Origin of the sequence: Variovorax xiamenensis (genome assembly GCF_050916385.1) — a bacterium.
In the GTDB taxonomy this organism is placed as follows: domain Bacteria; phylum Pseudomonadota; class Gammaproteobacteria; order Burkholderiales; family Burkholderiaceae_C; genus Variovorax.
This window is the reverse complement of the sequence record NZ_CP139038.1, coordinates 5,691,254-5,707,984: the sequence shown is the minus strand read 5'-3', so window position 1 is coordinate 5,707,984 and position 16,731 is coordinate 5,691,254. Positions and strand designations below refer to the sequence as shown.

The 16,731-nt window shown below is 68.5% G+C and carries 21 protein-coding genes; 16 read left to right on the top strand and 5 right to left on the bottom strand.

The features are described 5' to 3' along the window. The first annotated feature begins 41 nt into the window (after positions 1-41). From SFB74_RS26000 to SFB74_RS25975, 6 genes are all read left to right on the top strand, one after another. On the top strand, positions 42-1,076 hold the full coding sequence (locus SFB74_RS26000) for an isocitrate/isopropylmalate dehydrogenase family protein (RefSeq protein ID WP_432727238.1): 1,035 nt from the start codon (positions 42-44) through the stop codon (positions 1,074-1,076). 26 nt (positions 1,077-1,102) lie between these two features. Beyond that, complete coding sequence (locus SFB74_RS25995) at positions 1,103-1,813, top strand: phosphodiester glycosidase family protein (protein ID WP_432727237.1); 711 nt, start codon at positions 1,103-1,105, stop codon at positions 1,811-1,813. A gap of 22 nt (positions 1,814-1,835) precedes the next feature. Continuing rightward, the gene (locus SFB74_RS25990; protein WP_432727236.1) at positions 1,836-2,528 is read left to right on the top strand and encodes a YceH family protein; all 693 of its coding nucleotides are present in this window, start codon (positions 1,836-1,838) and stop codon (positions 2,526-2,528) included. A gap of 16 nt (positions 2,529-2,544) precedes the next feature. Beyond that, entirely contained in the window at positions 2,545-2,790 is a 246-nt protein-coding gene (locus SFB74_RS25985; RefSeq protein ID WP_432727235.1) for a hypothetical protein, read from the top strand. Beyond that, positions 2,787-3,146, top strand: coding sequence for a hypothetical protein (locus tag SFB74_RS25980; protein WP_432727234.1), 360 nt, complete (start codon positions 2,787-2,789; stop codon positions 3,144-3,146). Before SFB74_RS25985 ends, SFB74_RS25980 begins: the two co-directional genes overlap by 4 nt. Positions 3,147-3,262: 116 nt before the next feature. Next, the gene (locus SFB74_RS25975) at positions 3,263-3,757 is read left to right on the top strand and encodes a hypothetical protein (RefSeq protein ID WP_432727233.1); all 495 of its coding nucleotides are present in this window, start codon (positions 3,263-3,265) and stop codon (positions 3,755-3,757) included. Here the strand turns inward: SFB74_RS25975 and SFB74_RS25970 are convergent. After that, on the bottom strand, positions 3,726-4,196 hold the full coding sequence (locus tag SFB74_RS25970; protein ID WP_432727232.1) for an Lrp/AsnC family transcriptional regulator: 471 nt from the start codon (positions 4,194-4,196) through the stop codon (positions 3,726-3,728). The two genes, SFB74_RS25975 and SFB74_RS25970, sit on opposite strands and share 32 nt — an antisense overlap. Before the next feature lie 83 nt (positions 4,197-4,279). Here SFB74_RS25970 and SFB74_RS25965 point away from each other — a divergent pair, with 83 nt between their 5' ends. Both SFB74_RS25965 and SFB74_RS25960 read left to right on the top strand, forming a co-directional pair. Beyond that, the gene (locus SFB74_RS25965; RefSeq protein WP_432727231.1) at positions 4,280-5,467 is read left to right on the top strand and encodes a M20 aminoacylase family protein; all 1,188 of its coding nucleotides are present in this window, start codon (positions 4,280-4,282) and stop codon (positions 5,465-5,467) included. Between the two features lie 17 nt (positions 5,468-5,484). After that, positions 5,485-6,711: a diaminopropionate ammonia-lyase gene (locus tag SFB74_RS25960; RefSeq protein WP_432727230.1), complete on the top strand. Its 1,227-nt coding sequence runs from the start codon at positions 5,485-5,487 to the stop codon at positions 6,709-6,711. A 7-nt stretch (positions 6,712-6,718) separates the two neighbouring features. Here SFB74_RS25960 and SFB74_RS25955 read toward each other — a convergent pair whose 3' ends face one another. Continuing rightward, positions 6,719-7,915 (bottom strand): patatin-like phospholipase family protein, encoded by a 1,197-nt coding sequence (locus SFB74_RS25955; protein WP_432727229.1) that lies wholly within the window; start codon positions 7,913-7,915, stop codon positions 6,719-6,721. Positions 7,916-8,001: 86 nt separating this feature from the next. Between SFB74_RS25955 and apbC the strand changes: the two genes are divergently transcribed. The 3 genes from apbC (at position 8,002) to SFB74_RS25940 (ending at position 11,906) form a co-directional block, all read left to right on the top strand. Continuing rightward, the gene (apbC, locus tag SFB74_RS25950) at positions 8,002-9,093 is read left to right on the top strand and encodes an iron-sulfur cluster carrier protein ApbC (protein ID WP_432727228.1); all 1,092 of its coding nucleotides are present in this window, start codon (positions 8,002-8,004) and stop codon (positions 9,091-9,093) included. A 16-nt stretch (positions 9,094-9,109) separates the two neighbouring features. Then, positions 9,110-10,054 carry a LysR family transcriptional regulator gene (locus SFB74_RS25945; RefSeq protein WP_432727227.1) on the top strand — a complete coding sequence of 315 codons (945 nt, stop codon included), beginning with the start codon at positions 9,110-9,112 and terminating at the stop codon, positions 10,052-10,054. A gap of 154 nt (positions 10,055-10,208) precedes the next feature. Continuing rightward, a complete protein-coding gene (locus SFB74_RS25940; protein ID WP_432727226.1) occupies positions 10,209-11,906 on the top strand; it encodes an OFA family MFS transporter in 1,698 nt (565 codons plus the stop codon). 16 nt (positions 11,907-11,922) lie between these two features. Here SFB74_RS25940 and SFB74_RS25935 read toward each other — a convergent pair whose 3' ends face one another. Then, positions 11,923-12,498 carry a hypothetical protein gene (locus SFB74_RS25935; protein WP_432727225.1) on the bottom strand — a complete coding sequence of 192 codons (576 nt, stop codon included), beginning with the start codon at positions 12,496-12,498 and terminating at the stop codon, positions 11,923-11,925. A 110-nt stretch (positions 12,499-12,608) separates the two neighbouring features. Here SFB74_RS25935 and SFB74_RS25930 point away from each other — a divergent pair, with 110 nt between their 5' ends. Together SFB74_RS25930 and tsaA are read left to right on the top strand one after the other, a co-directional pair. Further along, the gene (locus SFB74_RS25930; protein WP_019656631.1) at positions 12,609-12,956 is read left to right on the top strand and encodes a winged helix-turn-helix domain-containing protein; all 348 of its coding nucleotides are present in this window, start codon (positions 12,609-12,611) and stop codon (positions 12,954-12,956) included. Further along, complete coding sequence (gene tsaA, locus SFB74_RS25925) at positions 12,953-13,456, top strand: tRNA (N6-threonylcarbamoyladenosine(37)-N6)-methyltransferase TrmO (RefSeq protein WP_432727224.1); 504 nt, start codon at positions 12,953-12,955, stop codon at positions 13,454-13,456. The genes SFB74_RS25930 and tsaA overlap by 4 nt, the downstream gene beginning before the upstream one ends. Here tsaA and SFB74_RS25920 read toward each other — a convergent pair. Together SFB74_RS25920 and SFB74_RS25915 are read right to left on the bottom strand one after the other, a co-directional pair. Beyond that, the gene (locus SFB74_RS25920) at positions 13,417-14,094 is read right to left on the bottom strand and encodes a nitroreductase family protein (RefSeq protein ID WP_432727223.1); all 678 of its coding nucleotides are present in this window, start codon (positions 14,092-14,094) and stop codon (positions 13,417-13,419) included. The two genes, tsaA and SFB74_RS25920, sit on opposite strands and share 40 nt — an antisense overlap. Before the next feature lie 7 nt (positions 14,095-14,101). Next, positions 14,102-14,359 (bottom strand): hypothetical protein, encoded by a 258-nt coding sequence (locus tag SFB74_RS25915; RefSeq protein WP_432727222.1) that lies wholly within the window; start codon positions 14,357-14,359, stop codon positions 14,102-14,104. Positions 14,360-14,465: 106 nt separating this feature from the next. Between SFB74_RS25915 and modB the strand changes: the two genes are divergently transcribed. Genes modB through SFB74_RS25900 form a run of 3 tightly spaced genes read left to right on the top strand, consistent with a single transcriptional unit; the run spans position 14,466 to position 16,726 of the window. Beyond that, positions 14,466-15,149, top strand: coding sequence for a molybdate ABC transporter permease subunit (gene modB, locus SFB74_RS25910; protein WP_432727221.1), 684 nt, complete (start codon positions 14,466-14,468; stop codon positions 15,147-15,149). Positions 15,150-15,191: 42 nt separating this feature from the next. Beyond that, on the top strand, positions 15,192-15,941 hold the full coding sequence (modA, locus tag SFB74_RS25905; protein WP_432727220.1) for a molybdate ABC transporter substrate-binding protein: 750 nt from the start codon (positions 15,192-15,194) through the stop codon (positions 15,939-15,941). Continuing rightward, a complete protein-coding gene (locus tag SFB74_RS25900) occupies positions 15,938-16,726 on the top strand; it encodes an ABC transporter ATP-binding protein (protein ID WP_432727219.1) in 789 nt (262 codons plus the stop codon). Before modA ends, SFB74_RS25900 begins: the two co-directional genes overlap by 4 nt. The last annotated feature ends 5 nt before the right edge of the window (positions 16,727-16,731 follow it).

The following is a 16,731-nucleotide window of genomic DNA, read 5'->3' as shown; positions in this document are numbered from 1 at the left end:
CCCCGATACAGCAAGCGCAGACAGAAAGCGAGACGAAGCCGATGACCACCACCTCCATTCCCGCAACCCTGATTCCCGGCGACGGCATCGGCCCCGAAATCGTCGACGCCACGCTGGCCGCGCTCGACGCGCTGAAGGCCCCCTTCACCTGGGACACGCAGATCGCCGGCCTGGGCGGCGTCAAGGCTTCGGGCGATCCGCTGCCGCAGGCCACGCTCGACAGCATCCGCAAGACCCGGCTGGCCCTGAAGGGGCCGCTGGAGACCCCCTCGGGCGGCGGGTACCGCTCGTCGAACGTGCGGCTGCGCGAGGAATTCCAGCTCTACGCCAACCTGCGCCCCGCGCGCACCATCATCCCGGGCGGTCGCTTCGACAAGATCGACCTGACGGTCGTGCGCGAGAACCTCGAAGGCCTCTACATCGGCCACGAGCACTACGTGCCCATCGACGGCGACCCGCACGCCGTGGCCATGGCCACCGGCATCAACACCCGCCAGGGCAGCCGCCGGCTGCTCGAATACGCCTTCGAAACCGCCATCGCCACCGGCCGCAAGAAGGTCACGCTGGTGCACAAGGCCAACATCATGAAGGCGCTCACGGGCATCTTCCTGGAGACCGGCCTGGACCTCTACGAGAGGAAGTACAAGGGCAAGTTCGAGCTCGACACGGTCATCATCGACGCCTGCGCGATGAAGCTGGTGCTCAACCCCTGGCAGTTCGACATGCTGGTCACGACCAACCTGTTCGGCGACATCCTGTCCGACCTCGTGGCCGGCCTGGTCGGTGGCCTGGGCATGGCGCCCGGCGCCAACATCGGCACCGACGCCGCGATCTTCGAGGCCGTGCACGGCTCCGCGCCCGACATCGCCGGCAAGGGCATCGCCAACCCCACCGCGCTGCTGCTGGCCACCGCGCTCATGCTCGACCACGTGAAGCTGCCCGAACTGGCCACGCGCCTGCGCACTGCCATCGACGAGACGCTGAACATCGACAAGGTGCGCACCGGCGACCTGGGTGGCACGGCCGGTACGGCGGCTTTCACGAAGGCGCTGGTCAGCCGCATCAACGGCGGTTGAATCCGGCCGGGGCTCGCGGGCGCTGCATGAGAAAAAGGCTTGCGCTGCTCCTGGGAGCTCTGCTGTTCGCGGGGCTGGCTGGTCTTGCCGCGGCGGACCCGCGCTTCACCGTGGTGAAGATCGACCTGCGCAAGGAGCGGCTGGAGCTGTTCCTGCGCGACGACGAGGGCGTGCCGTTCAAGCGCTTCGACCGGCTCGATGCCTGGCTGAAGGCGCATGGCCGCCAGCTGGGCTTCGCGATGAACGCCGGCATGTACCACGAGGACTTCTCGCCGGTCGGCCTGCTGGTGCGCGACGGCCGCGAGGAATCGCCCCTGAACCTGGCCGACGGCGCTGGCAACTTCTTCCTCAAGCCCAACGGCGTGTTCCTCGTGTCGGACGCCGGGCCGCGCGTGATCGAGTCGTCGGAGTACCCGGCGCTGGCGAAGGGCGTGCGCCTGGCGACCCAGTCGGGCCCGCTGCTGCTGCGCCGCGGCGTCGTGCATCCTGCCTTCATTCCCCATTCCGATTCGCGCAAGATCCGCAACGGCGTCGGCGTGATCGGCCACACCGCGATCTTCGTCATCAGCGAGGTACCGGTGAATTTCCACGAGTTCGCGCTCTACTTCCGCGACGTGCTCCACTGCCGCGACGCGCTGTACCTCGACGGCACGGTCTCGGCGCTGCATTCGCCGTCGCTGCACAGAAGCGATTTCGTGCGGGAGCTGGGGCCTATCCTCGGCGTTGCGTCGCCCTGAGTTTCATCATCGATTTCGAGCCATGTCTTCCTCCACCTCGCTGCCCGTCCTGTCCCTTGTCGAAACCCGCGTGCTCGGCGTGCTCGCCGAAAAGCAGCGCACCGTGCCAGACAGTTATCCGCTCACGCTCAACTCGCTGGTGTCGGGCTGCAACCAGAAGACCAGCCGCAACCCCGTGCTCGAACTGACCGAGTCGCAGGTGCAGGCCGCCGTCGACAGCCTCAGGGGCTACAGCCTCGTGGCCGAGACCAGCGGCGGGCGGGCCTTCCGCTACGAACACAACGTCGATCGCGTGCTGCGCATTCCGTCGCAGTCGGTGATCCTGCTCACCGTGCTGATGCTGCGCGGCCCGCAGACGGCGGGCGAGCTGCGCATCGCCTGCGACCGCATGCACAATTTCGCCGACATCTCGTCGGTCGAGGGTTTTCTCAACGAGCTCGCGGAACGGCCGGCGGGCGCGCTCGTGGTGAAGCTGGCGCGCCTGCCGGGCGCGCGCGAGAGCCGATGGGCGCACCTGCTGAGCGGTGCGCCGGCCGAAGAGGTGGCTGGGCCTGCGGGTGCCTCGTCCGACGCGGCATATGCGGCGAACGACGTGTCGCTCGGCGAGGTCGCGGCGCTCAAGGCCAACGTGGCAAGGCTGGAAGCCGAGGTGGCGTCGCTGAAGGCGCTGCTGGGGCGGGTGTGTTCGGAGCTGGGGATTTCCGAGGCAGGCTGACCTCCGGACGGCGCCGATGAAGGTTCCGCTCTTCTTCTTGCTCAAGGCTGTGGCGGCGATGCTCGCATTGGGCTTCGTGCTCACGGTGGTGCCGCTGGTCATCGCGGCGGTGCTTCCACGCGGCAATCTCGTGGCGGACCGCCTCCGTCGGTTCGCCAGCCATGTGCCGATCGCGGTAATGTTCTGCATCGCCCGCTTCGAGATACTCCTGGCCATGATCATCGTCGTCGTGGGGGTGACCATCGCGATGGTCCACGCATGAAGCACATCTGTCCACGCTGCAAGGAATCCGGCATCGGCAGCCTCGCCAAGCGCTGGTCCAGCCGTGCCGTGCCGGCCGAATGCTCCGCCTGCGGCGGCCTTTCGCATGTGCTGGCCAGTACCAGCAGCGGCATCCGGGTGGGCAGCATCGTGATCTTCATGGTCTCGCTGATCGGCGGGCTCGGCCTGCATTCGGGGCTTTGCTTCGTAAGCGGGCTGGTGCTCGCGGTGGCCTTCAACGCGTGGGCCTGGAGGCGCGCGAAGATGTATCCGATCTCCAGGGAAAGCGCGGGCAATGCAGCAAAGGCGGGCTGGCTGGTTGCCGGCATCTACGCCTTCATCGCGCTCCTGCAGTAGCGATAGCCACCCGCGCGCCGGCTTTTTCCGTTCACCGCATTTCACACGGGCTTCACGCAGCCCGCACATCCGGTGCCTAACTTCGGTCTCCATTGCGAAAACCACTGGAGCCCCGAATGGACAACGGACACACCGTCGCGTGGCGCGACCACATGCCCTTCGACGACATCACGCGGCATGCGCTTGCATGGCTCGCCGCGCTGGCAGGCATCGCGAGCCTGTATGCCTTCTTCTGGTGGGCCGCCTCGGCCACCGGTTTCTTTCTCTTCGACGGCTGGCGCCACACCTGGCAGAGCCTGGGCACGGCGATCGTGTTCCGGGACATGGACACGGTCTATTACCTGCTGAGCTGGGTCTTCTCCGTCTTCGGCGGCTTCTATGGCTGGGTCGCCCTCGTCGGGTTTGCCGTGACGCACCGGCGCGGATGGGAGTCGGTGGCGCGGTGGATCAAGATCGGCTGCGCCTTCGGCGTGGCAGCCGGCCTGGCCTTCGAGCCAGGCAGGCTGCTGGCGCTGCTGCCCATCGTCTGCGCGGTGGCGCTGCTGCTGCGTTCGATGCTGATGTCGCCGGCCGAACGGCTCAGTTCCCGGACACCGGCACGTCCAGACTGAGCTTCACCGGGTCCATGGTGACCAGCGTGCGAAAGCGCTTGACGTTGTTGCTCTGGAAGAAGAGCTGCCGCGTGAGCGCCGTGTACTGCGCCATGTCGCGCACCACGAAGACGAGGATGAAGTCCCATTCGCCGGTCACGTAGTAGCACTGCTGCACCTGCGGGCAGTTCCTGAAGCTTTGCTTCATCGCATCGAGCAGCTCGATCTGCTCGCTCTCTGTTTCCACCTCGGCCACGATGGTCAGCGGATGGCCCAGCGCGGCGGGCGACAGCACGGCGCCGTAGCGCTGGATCACGCCCTCGTCGCGCATGCGCTTGAGTCTGCGGTTCACCGCCGCCGTCGACAGGTGCACGCGCTCGCCCAGCTCGCTCTGGGGCATGCGGCTGTCGGCCTGGATCAGCTCCAGCAGGCGCAGGTCGAGGGCATCGAGTGGGGTCATGAAGGTTAGGGTGTGCAAAAACGTTGCGTCAAAGGCGGCGATTTTGCGTGCCTGTCTCGCTCCATTGTCAATAGCATCCCGCCATGACCCTCCAAGACGCACCCCTGCGCGACACGCTCACCGGCTGGCGCCGCGCCCTGCACGCCATTCCCGAAACCGGCTTCGAGGAGGCGAAGACATCAGCCTTCGTCACCCGCGTGCTGAAGGCGCTGGGCCTCGAGGTGATCACCGGCATCGGCGGCACCGGCCTCGTGGCCAACCTGAAGGTGGGCAGCGGCAAGGGAGTGATCGGCCTGCGTGCCGAGATGGACGCGCTCAACATCACCGAGCTGCCCACCGACCGTGCCTACGCCTCGGGCACGCCCGGCAAGATGCACGCCTGCGGCCACGACGGCCACATGTCGATCATCCTCGGCGCGGCGCAACTGCTGAGCGAGCGCCGCGACTTCGACGGCACCGTGCGCTTCATCTTCCAGCCGGCCGAGGAGCACGGCCGCGGCGCCAAGGCGATGATGGAAGACGGCCTGTTCGAGCGCTTCCCGGTCGACGAGATCTACGGCCTTCACAACATGCCCGGCATGCGCGCCGGCACCTTCGCCACGCGCGCGGGCGGCCTCATGGCCAGCGAGGACAACTTCGTGATCCACGTGAAAGGCCGCGGCACGCACGCCGCGCGGCCGCACATGGGTGTCGACTCCATCGTCATCGGCGCGCAGATCGTGCTGGCGCTGCAGACCATCGTGTCGCGCACGCTCGACCCCGGCGCGCAGGCGGTGGTGTCGTGCACCGAGTTCATCACCGACGGCATCCGCAACGCGATCCCGTCGAACGTCGTCATCAAGGGCGACACGCGCAGCTACGACCCCGAGGTGCAGCGCATGCTGGCCGCGCGCATGCGCGAGATCAGCGAGGGCATCTGCCGCATGCACGGCGCCGGCTGCGAGTTCAGCTGCACCCACGAGTTCGCGCCCACCGTGAACTGGGCCGAGTGCGTGCCCGTGGCGGTGGCCGCCGCCACGGCCGTCGTGGGCGCGCAGAACGTGGATGCGAACGTGGCGCCGATGATGATCTCGGAAGACTTCGGCGCCTTCCTGCAGGCGGTGCCGGGCGCCTTCGTCTTCCTCGGCAACGGCGCCGAGGGCGAGGCCGGCGGCACGCCGCTGCACAACGGCAGCTACGACTTCAACGACGAGGTGCTCGCCGCGGGCGCCCGTTACTTCGCGGAGATCGTCCGCATGCGCCTGCCCGCACAGGCCGGCGCCACCAACTGATCGATCGAACGGACCCCATGATTTTCAGGAACCCCCAGGCGCGGCGACGCGCATACGACGAACCGCTGCGCGAGGTGATGAGCATCGCGCGCGGCAGGGAAAGCCGGCAATGGCTCTCGACATGGAGCCGGCTGCAGCCCTCGCCCACGCCTGCATGGTCGCTGCCCGGGCTTGCGAGCCAGCTCGGTATCAGCGCGCTGACGGTGAAGGACGAGTCGGCGCGCTCGTCGCTCGGCAGCTTCAAGGTACTCGGCGCACCTGTGGCGCTGCTGCGGCTGGTGCTTCGCCGCTGGCCTGAAAGCGGCTGGACGCCTGCGGACCTGCTCGCGGGCAGGCACGCTGAAGCATTGCGCGACTTCGTGGTCGTCAGCGCTACCGACGGCAACCACGGCCGCGCATTGGCCGCGGCCGCGCAGAGCATCGGCTGCCGCTGCGTGATCGTGCTGCATGCGCAGGTCAGCGAGGAGCGCGAGGCTCCCATCGCGGCGCTGGGTGCCGAGATCGTGCGTATCGCCGGCAACTACGACGAATCGGTCGAGGAGGCCGCGCGGCTGGCCCGTGCCAACGGCTGGGAGGTTGTTTCCGACACCTCCTACGAGGGCTACGAGGAGGTGCCGCGCGACGTGATGCAGGGCTACGGCATCCTGGTCGACGAACTGCTCGAAGACTGCGCATCGGGCGCGCCGACCCCCTTCACTCACGTCATCGTGCAGGGTGGCGTCGGCGGCTTGGCCGCGGGCGTCGTGAGCCATTTCTGGGAGCGCTTCGGTACGGCCCGCCCGAGCTTCATCGTCGTCGAGCCCGAACAGGCCGACTGCCTGCTGCAGAGCGCACGCAACGGCCGCCCGAGCCGCGCGACGGGCTCGGTCGATTCGGTGATGGCGGGACTGGCCTGCGGCGAGACCTCGCCGCTCGCATGGCGCTTCCTGCAGCCCGTCGTCGACGTGTTCATGACCGTGACCGACGCGCAGGCCGAGCAGGCGATGCGCACGCTCGCGGGCGGCGAGTCCGGCGACGTGCCCGTGCTCAGCGGCGAATCGGGCGCCGCCGGTCTCGCGGCACTGCAGGCGCTCGCAGCCGACCCCGTCGCCCGCGACGCCGCGCAGCTGGGAGCCGATGCGCGCGTGCTTCTCATCAGCACCGAAGGCGCGACGGCGCCGGGCGTGTACCGGGCGATCACCGGGCGTTCCGGCGAAGAGGTCGTCGCGGCGCAGGCCCGATGGCTGGCCGGCAGGCGCGCGTGAGGGCGCGCTAGGCCGCGTTCCAGCCGAAGAAGCGCAGCACCTCGTCGTGCTGCTTCATCGTGTCGGTGCGCCCCAGCGCCATCAGCTCGCGCGTGTAGCCCGACTCGAACAGCAGGTAGCTCGCGAGAGCGCCGCCCTTCACGTCGGCCGCCACCTTCGAGCCGCCCAGCAGATGCCGCACCGCGCCGGGCAGGGCGTCGACGTGGCGTGCCGCGATCACGTCCAGGCGCTCGGATGGCGAAATAACCAGCAGGTCGAGCGGGCGCAGTGAGCTCGCCGCGCGCGCCTCCTCGGGAATGAGCCCCAGCGTGTGGTTGATGCGGCGCAGGCGTTCGATGTCCACCGCCAGCGCGTCCAGGAAGATGCTGGAGAGCGCATGGCCCGCGATCTGCGCCATCGTCGGATAGCCGCTGTGGGTGTTGGGCGCGGTGGCGTCGCGCGGCTCGTGCATGCGGCCCGCGCCGATCACCACGATGCGCTGCGCGCCGAGGTGGATGGCCGCCGCGATGGGCGCCGACTGCCGCATCGAGCCGTCGCCGAAGTATTCGGTGTGGCCCTGCATCGGCAACGCCGTGGCCGGAAACACGAAGGGAATGGCCGACGAGGCCAGCAGATGCGCATGCGTGATGCTGTCGCTCACCGACAGGCGCTGCGAGCGCACCCACGGCTCCATCGGCACGGCCGCCTCGAAGAAGGTGACGTGCTCGCCCGAGCTGTAGCTCGACGCGGTCACGGCCAGCGCCTGCAGGTGGCCTTCCTTCATGAGCTGGGGCAGCCGGTCGAGCAGCACCATGCGCCGCAGCAGTTCCGACAGCGGCGTGTTGTCCAGCAGCGACTTCGGCTTGATGCGCATCCAGTTGGCCGCGAAGCGCCCGAAGCCGAGCAGCATGCGCCAGCGCGTGCCGCTGCCGATCACCGAGAGCGAGTCGGCGCGGTACACCTGTTCGGCGCGGAACTGGCCCCAGACCTCGGCGATGTGGCCCACCACGTAGTCGAAGTCGTCGCAGCCGCAGGCCAGCGCCGCCGCGTTGATGGCGCCGGCCGAGGTGCCGGTGATGACCTGGAAGGGGTTGGCGGTGCCGGTGATTGCCGGCCCGGCCGCGCGGCGGATCTCGGCGATGGCTTCCAGCACGCCCACCTGGTAGGCGGCCCGGGCGCCGCCCCCGGTGAGCAGAAGTCCGGTGACGGGGCTTGTCTCGGGCATTTTTGTTCGTTGTCGGGCTATTGGAGGACCGTGCGATGCGGGCCTGGAGAGCGCCTTAGACTACCGGCCATTCAGGAGTTTGATCAATGGCACTCACCCCAGAAGGGCTCATGGAGGCACTCAAGGCCATCCAGGACCCTAACACCGGCAAGCCTTTCGCGGCGACCCGCTCGCTCAAAAACCTCCAGGTCTCGGAGGGCGACGTCTCGTTCGACCTCGAACTCGGCTACCCGGCGAAGAGCCAGCACGCGGTCATCCGCAAGGAGCTGGTGGCGGCCGCCAAGGCGGTGCCGGGCGTGGAGAACGTGTCGGTCAACATCGTCACCAAGGTCATCAGCCATGCGGTTCAGCGCGGCGTGCAGCTGATGCCCAACGTCAGGAACATCATCGCGGTGGCCTCGGGCAAGGGCGGCGTGGGCAAGAGCACCACGGCCGCCAACCTGGCGCTGGCGCTGGCGGCCGAAGGCGCCACGGTCGGCCTGCTCGACGCCGACATCTACGGCCCGAGCCAGCCCATGATGATGGGCATCGAGGGCCGCCCCGACAGCGCCGACGGCAAGACCATGGAGCCGATGGAGCGCCACGGCGTGCAGGTCATGTCCATCGGCTTCCTGGTCGACCAGGACCAGGCCATGATCTGGCGCGGCCCCATGGCCACGCAGGCGCTCGAGCAGCTGCTGCGCCAGACCAACTGGAAAGACCTGGACTACCTCGTCGTCGACATGCCCCCCGGCACCGGCGACATCCAGCTCACGCTGAGCCAGCGCGTGCCGATGACGGGCGCGGTGATCGTCACCACGCCGCAGGACATCGCGCTGCTCGATGCCAAGAAGGGCATCAAGATGTTCGAGAAGGTCGGCGTGCCGATCCTGGGCATCGTCGAGAACATGGCGGTGCACGTGTGCTCGAACTGCGGCCACGCCGAGCACATCTTCGGCGCCGACGGCGGCAAGAAGATGGCGGCCGAGTACCAGATGGACTACCTCGGCGCGCTGCCGCTTGACATCGACATCCGGCTGCAGGCCGACAGCGGCGCGCCCACCGTGGTGTCCCAGCCCGACAGCGAGGCGGCCGGCATCTACAAGGCGGTGGCCCGCCGCGTGGCAGTTGGCATCGCCGAGAAGGCGAAGGACTTCTCGGCGAAGTTCCCGACGATCTCGATCAGCAAGAACACCTGAAGAACGGCCCTTTCCGATGAACCTGCTCGCCTCGATGCGCTACCTGGTGGCGCTGAACGAGCACAAGCACTTCGGCCGAGCCGCCCAGGCCTGCCACATCACGCAGCCGGCCCTGTCGAATGCGCTGCGCGCGCTGGAGACCGAGTTCGGCGTCGTCATCGTCCAGCGGGCCCGCGTGTACGTCGGCCTCACGCACGAGGGCGAGCGCGTGCTGGCCACGGCCCAGCGCATGCTGCGCGACAACGAGGTGCTGCTGCAGGAGCTGCGCAGCGACGTGGACAACCCGCACGGGCGCCTGCGCATGGCGGCCGTGCCCACCGCGATCCCGATGCTCTCGCGCTTCGCGGCCATGCTGCAGGAGCGCCATCCGGGCATCGTGCCGACCGTGCTCTCGATGAGCTCGCAAGACCTGGAAACGGGGCTGGAGAGCCTCTCCATCGACCTCGCGCTGGGCTACACCGAGCGCATGCACCTGCCGGGCATCAAGCTCGCGGCCTGGCCGCAGAGCGTAGAGCACTACTTCCTGCTGCGCCGCGCGAAGAAGCCCTCGTCCGACGAGCTGCGTATCGGCGAGCCGATGTCATGGGCCGAGGCGGGCAGGCTGCCTCTGTGCCTGCTCACATCCGACATGCACAACCGCGCCATCGTCGACCAGGCGCTGCGCGAGGCGGGCGCGCCGGTGACGCCGGCCATCGAGACCAACTCCGTGCTCGCTCTGGCGCTCGCGGTGAGCGCGGGCAATGTCAACAGCGTGCTGCCCGGCAGCATGGTGGATGCCGTGCGCACCCATCGCGAACTGGAAGCGCTGCCGCTGGTGGGGCCGGACGTGCGCACGCCCATCGGCTTCATGACGCAGGACGGCGTGCGTGCCTCGCGCGCCCTCGAGGCCGCGCTGGCATTCATGCAGGCGCTTGAGTGGCAGGCGCATCTGCGGGAGCACGAGGGCTCGCTGGGCGACTGATCGCCGGGCGGCTGCCGTCGCCGTCCTTCTTCTCCCTCATTTAGTTATTGAATCAGGCCATGCCCTGATCGAATTTGACGGCGCTTAAACCGTTCGCAGACACTCCGCGCCCCGGATTAGCAAAAACTTACACATCCGGCGAACAAGGAGAAATATGGCAGGTTCGACTGCAGGCGCCCTCGACGGAGAGCGCATCGTTGGAGCAGGGGCGCAACCGCAGCCCGGCTTCCTGGAAAAAGAACGCATCATCGCGGGCCCCGGTTTCAACCGCTGGCTCGTTCCACCGGCCGCATTGGCCATCCACCTGTGCATCGGCATGGCCTACGGCTTCTCGGTGTTCTGGCTGCCGCTGTCGAAGGCGCTGGGTACCGCCGGCACCGGCGCCCAGTCCTGCGCCAAGGACATGAGCTTCTTCGCCGAGCTCTTCGCCACCGGCTGCGACTGGCGCGTGGCCACCCTCGGCTGGATGTACACCCTGTTCTTCGTCTTCCTCGGCTGCTCGGCGGCCCTGTGGGGCGGCTGGCTCGAACGCGCGGGCCCGCGCAAGGCCGGCGTGGTGTCGGCGCTGTGCTGGTGCGGCGGCATGCTGCTGTCGGCATTGGGCATCCACCTGCACCAGTTCTGGCTGATGATCCTCGGCTCGGGCGTGATCGGCGGCATCGGCCTGGGTCTGGGCTACATCTCGCCGGTGAGCACGCTGATCAAGTGGTTCCCCGACCGCCGCGGCATGGCGACCGGCATGGCCATCATGGGCTTCGGCGGCGGCGCGATGATCGGCTCGCCGCTGGCGGTCGACCTGATGAAGCGCTTCTCCACTGCCACCGACGTAGGCGTGATGCAGACCTTCGTCGTGATGGCGCTGGGCTACTTCGTGTTCATGATGGCCGGCGCGCTGGGCTACCGCGTGCCGCCCTCGGGCTGGAAGCCCGAAGGCTGGACCCCGCCTCCGGCGCAGACCAGCAACACCATGATCACCCAGCGCCACGTGCACGTGAAGAAAGTCTGGGGCATTCCCCAGTTCTGGCTCGTGTGGCTGGTGCTGTGCATGAACGTGAGCGCGGGCATCGGCGTGATCGGCATGGCCTCGCCCATGCTGCAGGAAGTGTTCGGCGGTGCGCTGATCGACCTGCCGGCGAAGTACGGCGAGCTCGACAAGACGCAACTGGCGGCCATCGCCGTGGTGGCGGGCGGCTTCACGGCGCTGCTGTCGCTCTTCAACATCGGCGGGCGCTTCGTGTGGGCGAGCCTGTCGGACAAGCTGGGCCGCAAGCTCACCTACACGGTGTTCTTCGTGCTCGGCGGCATCCTGTACGCGAGCATTCCTTCTTCCGCCGGCGCGGGCAGCAAGCTGCTGTTCGTGGGCGCGTGCTGCGTGATCGTGTCGATGTACGGCGGCGGCTTCGCCACCGTGCCGGCCTACCTGGCCGACCTGTTCGGCACGCAGTTCGTGGGCGCCATCCACGGCCGCCTGCTCACGGCGTGGGCCACGGCCGGCATTCTCGGCCCGGTGGTGGTGAACTACATGCGCGAGTACCAACTGGGCCTGGGCCTGCCGCGCGAGCAGGTCTACAACCAGACCATGTACATCCTCGTGGGCATGCTGGTGATCGGCTTCATCGCCAACCTGCTGGTGCGCCCGGTGGCCGACAAGCACTTCATGAGCGATGAGGAACTGGCCGTCGAGAAGAAGCTGGCGCACGAGAAGGCCTCGGCCGCCGAAGTGGGCAGCGGCTCGGGCCGCGCCGACACGGTGAGCCCGGCGGTCGTCGCCCTGGCCTGGCTGGCGGTGGGCATTCCGCTGGCCTGGGGCGTCTACAAGACGCTGGTCAGCGCGGCCAAGTTCTTCGGCTGATTTTCTTTTCGCAGGATCAGCGGCCCGAAGGCTGCGCGGCGAACACTTCGATCGCCGCCAGCCGGGCCACCGAACGGCCGGGCTTCACGTCGCCGGCCATCACCAGCCGCGCCATGCCGTTGCGACCCAGCGGCGTGCCGTTCAGGCTGTAGGCAACCAGCGCAACGCGGTTGCCGGATTCGGGTGCGATCTCTCCCAGCGAGACCACCGCGCGGTAGCCGTCGCTGCCGACCAGCACCGCATACATCGAAAGCACCGGGTTACGCGCCGTGGTGTCGGGCCTGAGGCCGACCGACGCATCGTTCAGCAGAGTCCAGAGGCTCACGCCGGTGTAGCTGTTGCTGCCGACCGTCAGCGTCGTGGCGGGCAGCGCCTGCAGCGCGGCGAGGTCGAAGCTGGCGCGTTTGCCGACGGCGCCCGAGACGGTGAAGGCCGGCGGGGTGTTCTCGCCGGCTGCGGCGGCCGGAGCATGTGCCGCCATCGCGGCCGGCGGCGCGCTGCCGGCGCAGCCGCCGAGCACCGCGATGGCCGTAGCGGCTGCAACACAGCGCAGGCAGGAGGCTGGCGAAGGGAACGGTGCGCGGTCTTTCACAGGAACTCCTCGTTTTCCCAGGGTGGGGCGTCGTATTCATTCTTGCATGACGATCGGGCCTGTTGCGGGCGGACAATGGCGGCCCGCATTGGTTTACGCTTGGCGCCCACATGAAATCCAAAGTCCAGTTCCGTCTGCGCGTCTACCGGGACGACGCCATCGCCATCGGCCCCGGCAAGATCGCGGTGCTCGAAGCCGTGGCAGAGACCGGTTCGATCTCGGCGGCCGCCCGGCTGCTGGGCATGTCGTACCGCCGGGCCTGGATGCTGATCGACGAGATGAACCAGTCGCTGGCCTCGCCGGCCGTGAACACGGCAGCCGGCGGCTCGCGCGGCGGCGGCACGGCGCTGACGCCAGTGGGCGAGGAGATCGTCAAGCACTACAGGGCCATCGAGAACGCGGCGCGTCTTGCCGCGGCTGCCGACATCCGCGCGCTGACACGGCTGCTGGCGCCATGAGTTCCGAAGCCGTCGCCGAAGTCGTCTGCCGCCCGGTCGGCATCGTGCGCAGCCGCTTCACCGAAGCCACCGGCATGCCGATCCAGACCGCCGGCGCGCCTGACGAAACCGGGCGCATCGAGGTCTTTGCGGAGTTCGCGGCCGGCCTGCGCGACATCGAAGGCTTCGACTACCTGATCCTCGTCACCCACCTGCATCTTTGCGCGCACGAGCGGCTGGAGGTGGTGCCGTTCCTGGAGCAGGGCAACGCATCGCACGGCGTCTTCGCCACGCGCGCGCCGGCACGGCCGAACCGGCTGGGCCTGTCGATCGTGCGGCTCACTTCGGTGGAAGGCACCACGCTGCACTTCAGCGGCAACGACATGATGGACGGCACGCCGGTGCTCGACATCAAGCCCTACGTGCCGAAGTTCGATGTGCGCGAGACCGCGCGGGTCGGCTGGTTCGGCGACAGGCTCGATCAGCTGCCGCGCACCCGCTCCGACGGAAGGATGGGCTGACCGGCCGGGTCCGGGGCCGTGCCCTGCGGCTGGTCCTGCCAGCCTTGCCAGCACGACCACACGCTCTGCGACAGCACCTCGCGCGCCTGCGGCGGCGCCTCGCGGATGCTGCCCACGCTGACGAAGCCCGCCAGGTACTCGCCCGGCAGCACGCCCACCTGCCGCGCCAGCGTCTCGTCGAAGCAGCGCTCGCCGCTCAGCACGATCGCGCCATAGCCCAGCTGGTGCGCAGCGCTCAGCAGGTTGCCCAGCGCGGCGCCGGCGCTCAGCCATTGCTCGCGCGCCGGGATCTTGCTGCGTTCGCGGGGTGATACGACAAAGCCCAGCAGCAGCGGCGGCCGCGTGGCGTGTTCGCGCGCGCGCCGGAGGTCGGTAGGGCTGGCCAGCGGATCGCGCCGCAGCTTTTCCTGCTCGAAGCACCATGCCAGCGCCTCGCGGTTCTGCGGGCGGAACTCGATCACGCGCCACGGATGCAGTCCGCCGTGGTCGGGCGCGCGCAGGCCGGCCTGGATGATCGCGTCCAGCTCGTCGGGGTTGGGGCCCGGATGCTCCAGGCGGCGGGGCGACACCGAGCGGCGCGTCAGCAGTACTTCGAGAATGCGCTCCGCGCCTGTCATGTGCCGCCACATGCGTGCCATCGCTCCTTCATTGCTCGTTCAATACTCTCTGCGGCCGGTCGGCCCACACCGCCTGGCGGCGCAGCACCTCGCCGATGTCGTCCGCGTCGGCCGTCGCCACGAAGAACGACTGGCTCGCGCCGTCGGAGCCGGTGATGGACAGCACGAAGCCGTCGGCATCCATGGTGCGCTCGATGCGCCATTCCCGCACCTGCGTCACGTGATGGCGAAGCTCCGGCTGGCCGGAGATCGAGCGGACAACGGTGTCGTGGGCTGCATGGCGCATGGGGATGTCTCCAACGCTGTATTCCTCAGTATATGAAGACTCATTGGTTTGCGCACCCCCGTGTGAACCTTAGGGCTCACCCGTGTAACAATCCCGCCGTATTTTCATGAACACGACGAATTCGCTCATCGCCTCGACCGACTGGTTTCCGCTGGTGCTGTCGCTCAAGGTCGCCGCCGTGGCGACCGTGCTGGCGCTGATCGCCGGCGTGGCGCTGGGCTGGGTGTTCGCGCGCAGGAAGTTCTTCGGCAGCAACGTGCTCGAGGCCGTCTTCATGCTGCCGCTGGTGCTGCCGCCCACGGTGATCGGCTACGCCATCCTCGTGGCGGCCGGGCGCCGCAGCCCGCTGGGCGCGTGGCTGCGCGAGCACCTCGACTACACCATCATCTTCAGCTGGCACGGCGCCGTGGTGGCTTCGGCCGTGGTGGCGCTGCCGCTGGTGCTCAAGTCGGCCAGCGCGGCGTTCTCGGGCGTGGACCGCTCGCTCGAAGCCGCCGCCAGCACGCTGCGGCAGTCGCCGTTCTCCGTCTTCCTGCGCGTCACGCTGCCGCTGGCATGGCCCGGCATTCTGGCCGGCACGCTGCTCGCCTTCGCGCGTGCCATGGGCGAGTTCGGTGCCTCGCTGATGGTGGCCGGCTCCATTCCCAAGCAGACCCAGACGCTGTCGATGGCCATATACGACGCGGTGCAGGCGGGGCACGACGACCTCGCGCTGCTGCTGGTCATCGTGACCTCGCTGCTGTCGATCACCGTGCTGGTGCTGTCGAACCGCTTCTTCTCCCTTCGCTGATCTGATTTCTTCGTCTTCCATTCATACCCATAAGGAGTTGCCATGCGTCCGTTCCGCCTCTTGTCCCTCGTCGTCGCGCTCGCACTGCCGCTGGGCGCCGCGGCCCAGCAGATCACCGTGTCCGCCGCCGCGAGCCTGACCGACGCGTTCAAGGAAATCGGACCGAAGTTCGAGGCCGCCAAGGCGGGCGCCTCGGTGCGCTTCAACTTCGCCGCCTCGGGCGTGCTGCTGCAGCAGATCGGCCAGGGCGCCCCCGTGGATGTGTTCGCCAGCGCCGACCAGGAAACGATGAACCGCGGCGTCGAGCAGAAGGCCATCGATGCCGCCACGCGCAAGGACTTCGTCACCAACAGCCTGGTGCTCATCGAACCCGCCAAGGAAGGCGTGGGCCTGAAGTCGCTGCAGGACCTGGGCGGCGCCAACGTCAAGAAGATCGCCGTCGGCAAGGTCGCGACCGTGCCGGTCGGCCGCTACACCAAGCAGGTGCTGGACAACGCCAACCTCTGGACCGCGCTCGAGCCCAAGTTCGTGCAGGCCGACAGCGTGCGCCAGGTGCTCGACTACGTGAGCCGCGGCGAGGCCGAGGCCGGCTTCGTCTACCGCACCGACGCCGCCATCGCCGGCGACAAGGTGAAGATCGCCTTCACACCTACCGGCCACACGCCCGTGACCTACCCGATCGCCGTGGTCGCCGAGAGCAAGCAGAAGGCGTTGGCCGGCGACTTCATCGCCTTCCTCTCGACGCCCGCCGCGCAGGAAGTGCTCACGCGCTACGGATTCGGCAAGCCATGATCGATGTCGATCTGAAGCTCACGGTGGCCGACGGCCGCCGGCGCTTCGATCTCGCGGTGCGTTTCGCGACGGACGTGCCCTTTGCCGCGCTCTACGGCCCGTCGGGCGCGGGCAAGTCGCTCACCCTGCAGGCCATTGCCGGCCTGCTGCATCCCAGTTCGGGCCATGTGCGGCTCGACGGCCGCACGCTGTACGACTCGACGCAGGGCATCGACGTGCCCGCGCCGGCGCGGCGCATCGGCTACCTCTTCCAGGACTACGCGCTGTTCCCGCACCTGAGCGTGCGCGAGAACGTCGCCTTCGGCCTGACCGCATGGCACCGCCGCAAGCCCGCCGCGAAGGACGCCGAGCGCGTGCAGGCCCTGCTGGAGAGCTTCGGCCTCGCCACGCTCGCCGACAGCCGCCCGCAGAACCTCTCCGGCGGCCAGAGGCAGCGCGTGGCCCTCGCGCGGGCGCTGGCCTGCGAGCCGCAGGTGCTGCTGCTCGACGAGCCCTTCGCCGCGCTCAACCCCATGCTGCGCGCCGAACTGCGCGAAGAACTCGCGCAGGTGCGCAGGCAGTGGGGCATCCCAGTGCTGATGATCACGCATGACATCGAGGACGTGCTCGCCCTGGCCGACGTGGCCTTCGTCTACAGCGAAGGCCGCGTAGTGCGCGAGATCGACCTGCACAACGCCGAAAGCCGCGACTTCGCGCTGCGCGACGTCGCCGGCGTGCCCCAGGTGGAAGACACGCCGCTGCGGCGCAAGCTTCGGGGATTGCTCATGCAGGACGTGCGCAACTGACGGCT

What these genes read in the sequence shown, in the direction of transcription:
- SFB74_RS26000 (WP_432727238.1), top strand. Translation starts at nt 42, where the DNA reads ATGACCACCACCTCCATTCCCGCAACCCTGATTCCCGGCGACGGCATC.
- SFB74_RS25995 (WP_432727237.1), top strand. Translation starts at nt 1,103, where the DNA reads ATGAGAAAAAGGCTTGCGCTGCTCCTGGGAGCTCTGCTGTTCGCGGGG.
- SFB74_RS25990 (WP_432727236.1), top strand. Translation starts at nt 1,836, where the DNA reads ATGTCTTCCTCCACCTCGCTGCCCGTCCTGTCCCTTGTCGAAACCCGC.
- SFB74_RS25985 (WP_432727235.1), top strand. Translation starts at nt 2,545, where the DNA reads ATGAAGGTTCCGCTCTTCTTCTTGCTCAAGGCTGTGGCGGCGATGCTC.
- SFB74_RS25980 (WP_432727234.1), top strand. Translation starts at nt 2,787, where the DNA reads ATGAAGCACATCTGTCCACGCTGCAAGGAATCCGGCATCGGCAGCCTC.
- SFB74_RS25975 (WP_432727233.1), top strand. Translation starts at nt 3,263, where the DNA reads ATGGACAACGGACACACCGTCGCGTGGCGCGACCACATGCCCTTCGAC.
- SFB74_RS25970 (WP_432727232.1), bottom strand. Translation starts at nt 4,196, where the DNA reads ATGACCCCACTCGATGCCCTCGACCTGCGCCTGCTGGAGCTGATCCAG.
- SFB74_RS25965 (WP_432727231.1), top strand. Translation starts at nt 4,280, where the DNA reads ATGACCCTCCAAGACGCACCCCTGCGCGACACGCTCACCGGCTGGCGC.
- SFB74_RS25960 (WP_432727230.1), top strand. Translation starts at nt 5,485, where the DNA reads ATGATTTTCAGGAACCCCCAGGCGCGGCGACGCGCATACGACGAACCG.
- SFB74_RS25955 (WP_432727229.1), bottom strand. Translation starts at nt 7,915, where the DNA reads ATGCCCGAGACAAGCCCCGTCACCGGACTTCTGCTCACCGGGGGCGGC.
- apbC (WP_432727228.1), top strand. Translation starts at nt 8,002, where the DNA reads ATGGCACTCACCCCAGAAGGGCTCATGGAGGCACTCAAGGCCATCCAG.
- SFB74_RS25945 (WP_432727227.1), top strand. Translation starts at nt 9,110, where the DNA reads ATGAACCTGCTCGCCTCGATGCGCTACCTGGTGGCGCTGAACGAGCAC.
- SFB74_RS25940 (WP_432727226.1), top strand. Translation starts at nt 10,209, where the DNA reads ATGGCAGGTTCGACTGCAGGCGCCCTCGACGGAGAGCGCATCGTTGGA.
- SFB74_RS25930 (WP_019656631.1), top strand. Translation starts at nt 12,609, where the DNA reads ATGAAATCCAAAGTCCAGTTCCGTCTGCGCGTCTACCGGGACGACGCC.
- tsaA (WP_432727224.1), top strand. Translation starts at nt 12,953, where the DNA reads ATGAGTTCCGAAGCCGTCGCCGAAGTCGTCTGCCGCCCGGTCGGCATC.
- SFB74_RS25920 (WP_432727223.1), bottom strand. Translation starts at nt 14,094, where the DNA reads ATGGCACGCATGTGGCGGCACATGACAGGCGCGGAGCGCATTCTCGAA.
- SFB74_RS25915 (WP_432727222.1), bottom strand. Translation starts at nt 14,359, where the DNA reads ATGCGCCATGCAGCCCACGACACCGTTGTCCGCTCGATCTCCGGCCAG.
- modB (WP_432727221.1), top strand. Translation starts at nt 14,466, where the DNA reads ATGAACACGACGAATTCGCTCATCGCCTCGACCGACTGGTTTCCGCTG.
- modA (WP_432727220.1), top strand. Translation starts at nt 15,192, where the DNA reads ATGCGTCCGTTCCGCCTCTTGTCCCTCGTCGTCGCGCTCGCACTGCCG.
- SFB74_RS25900 (WP_432727219.1), top strand. Translation starts at nt 15,938, where the DNA reads ATGATCGATGTCGATCTGAAGCTCACGGTGGCCGACGGCCGCCGGCGC.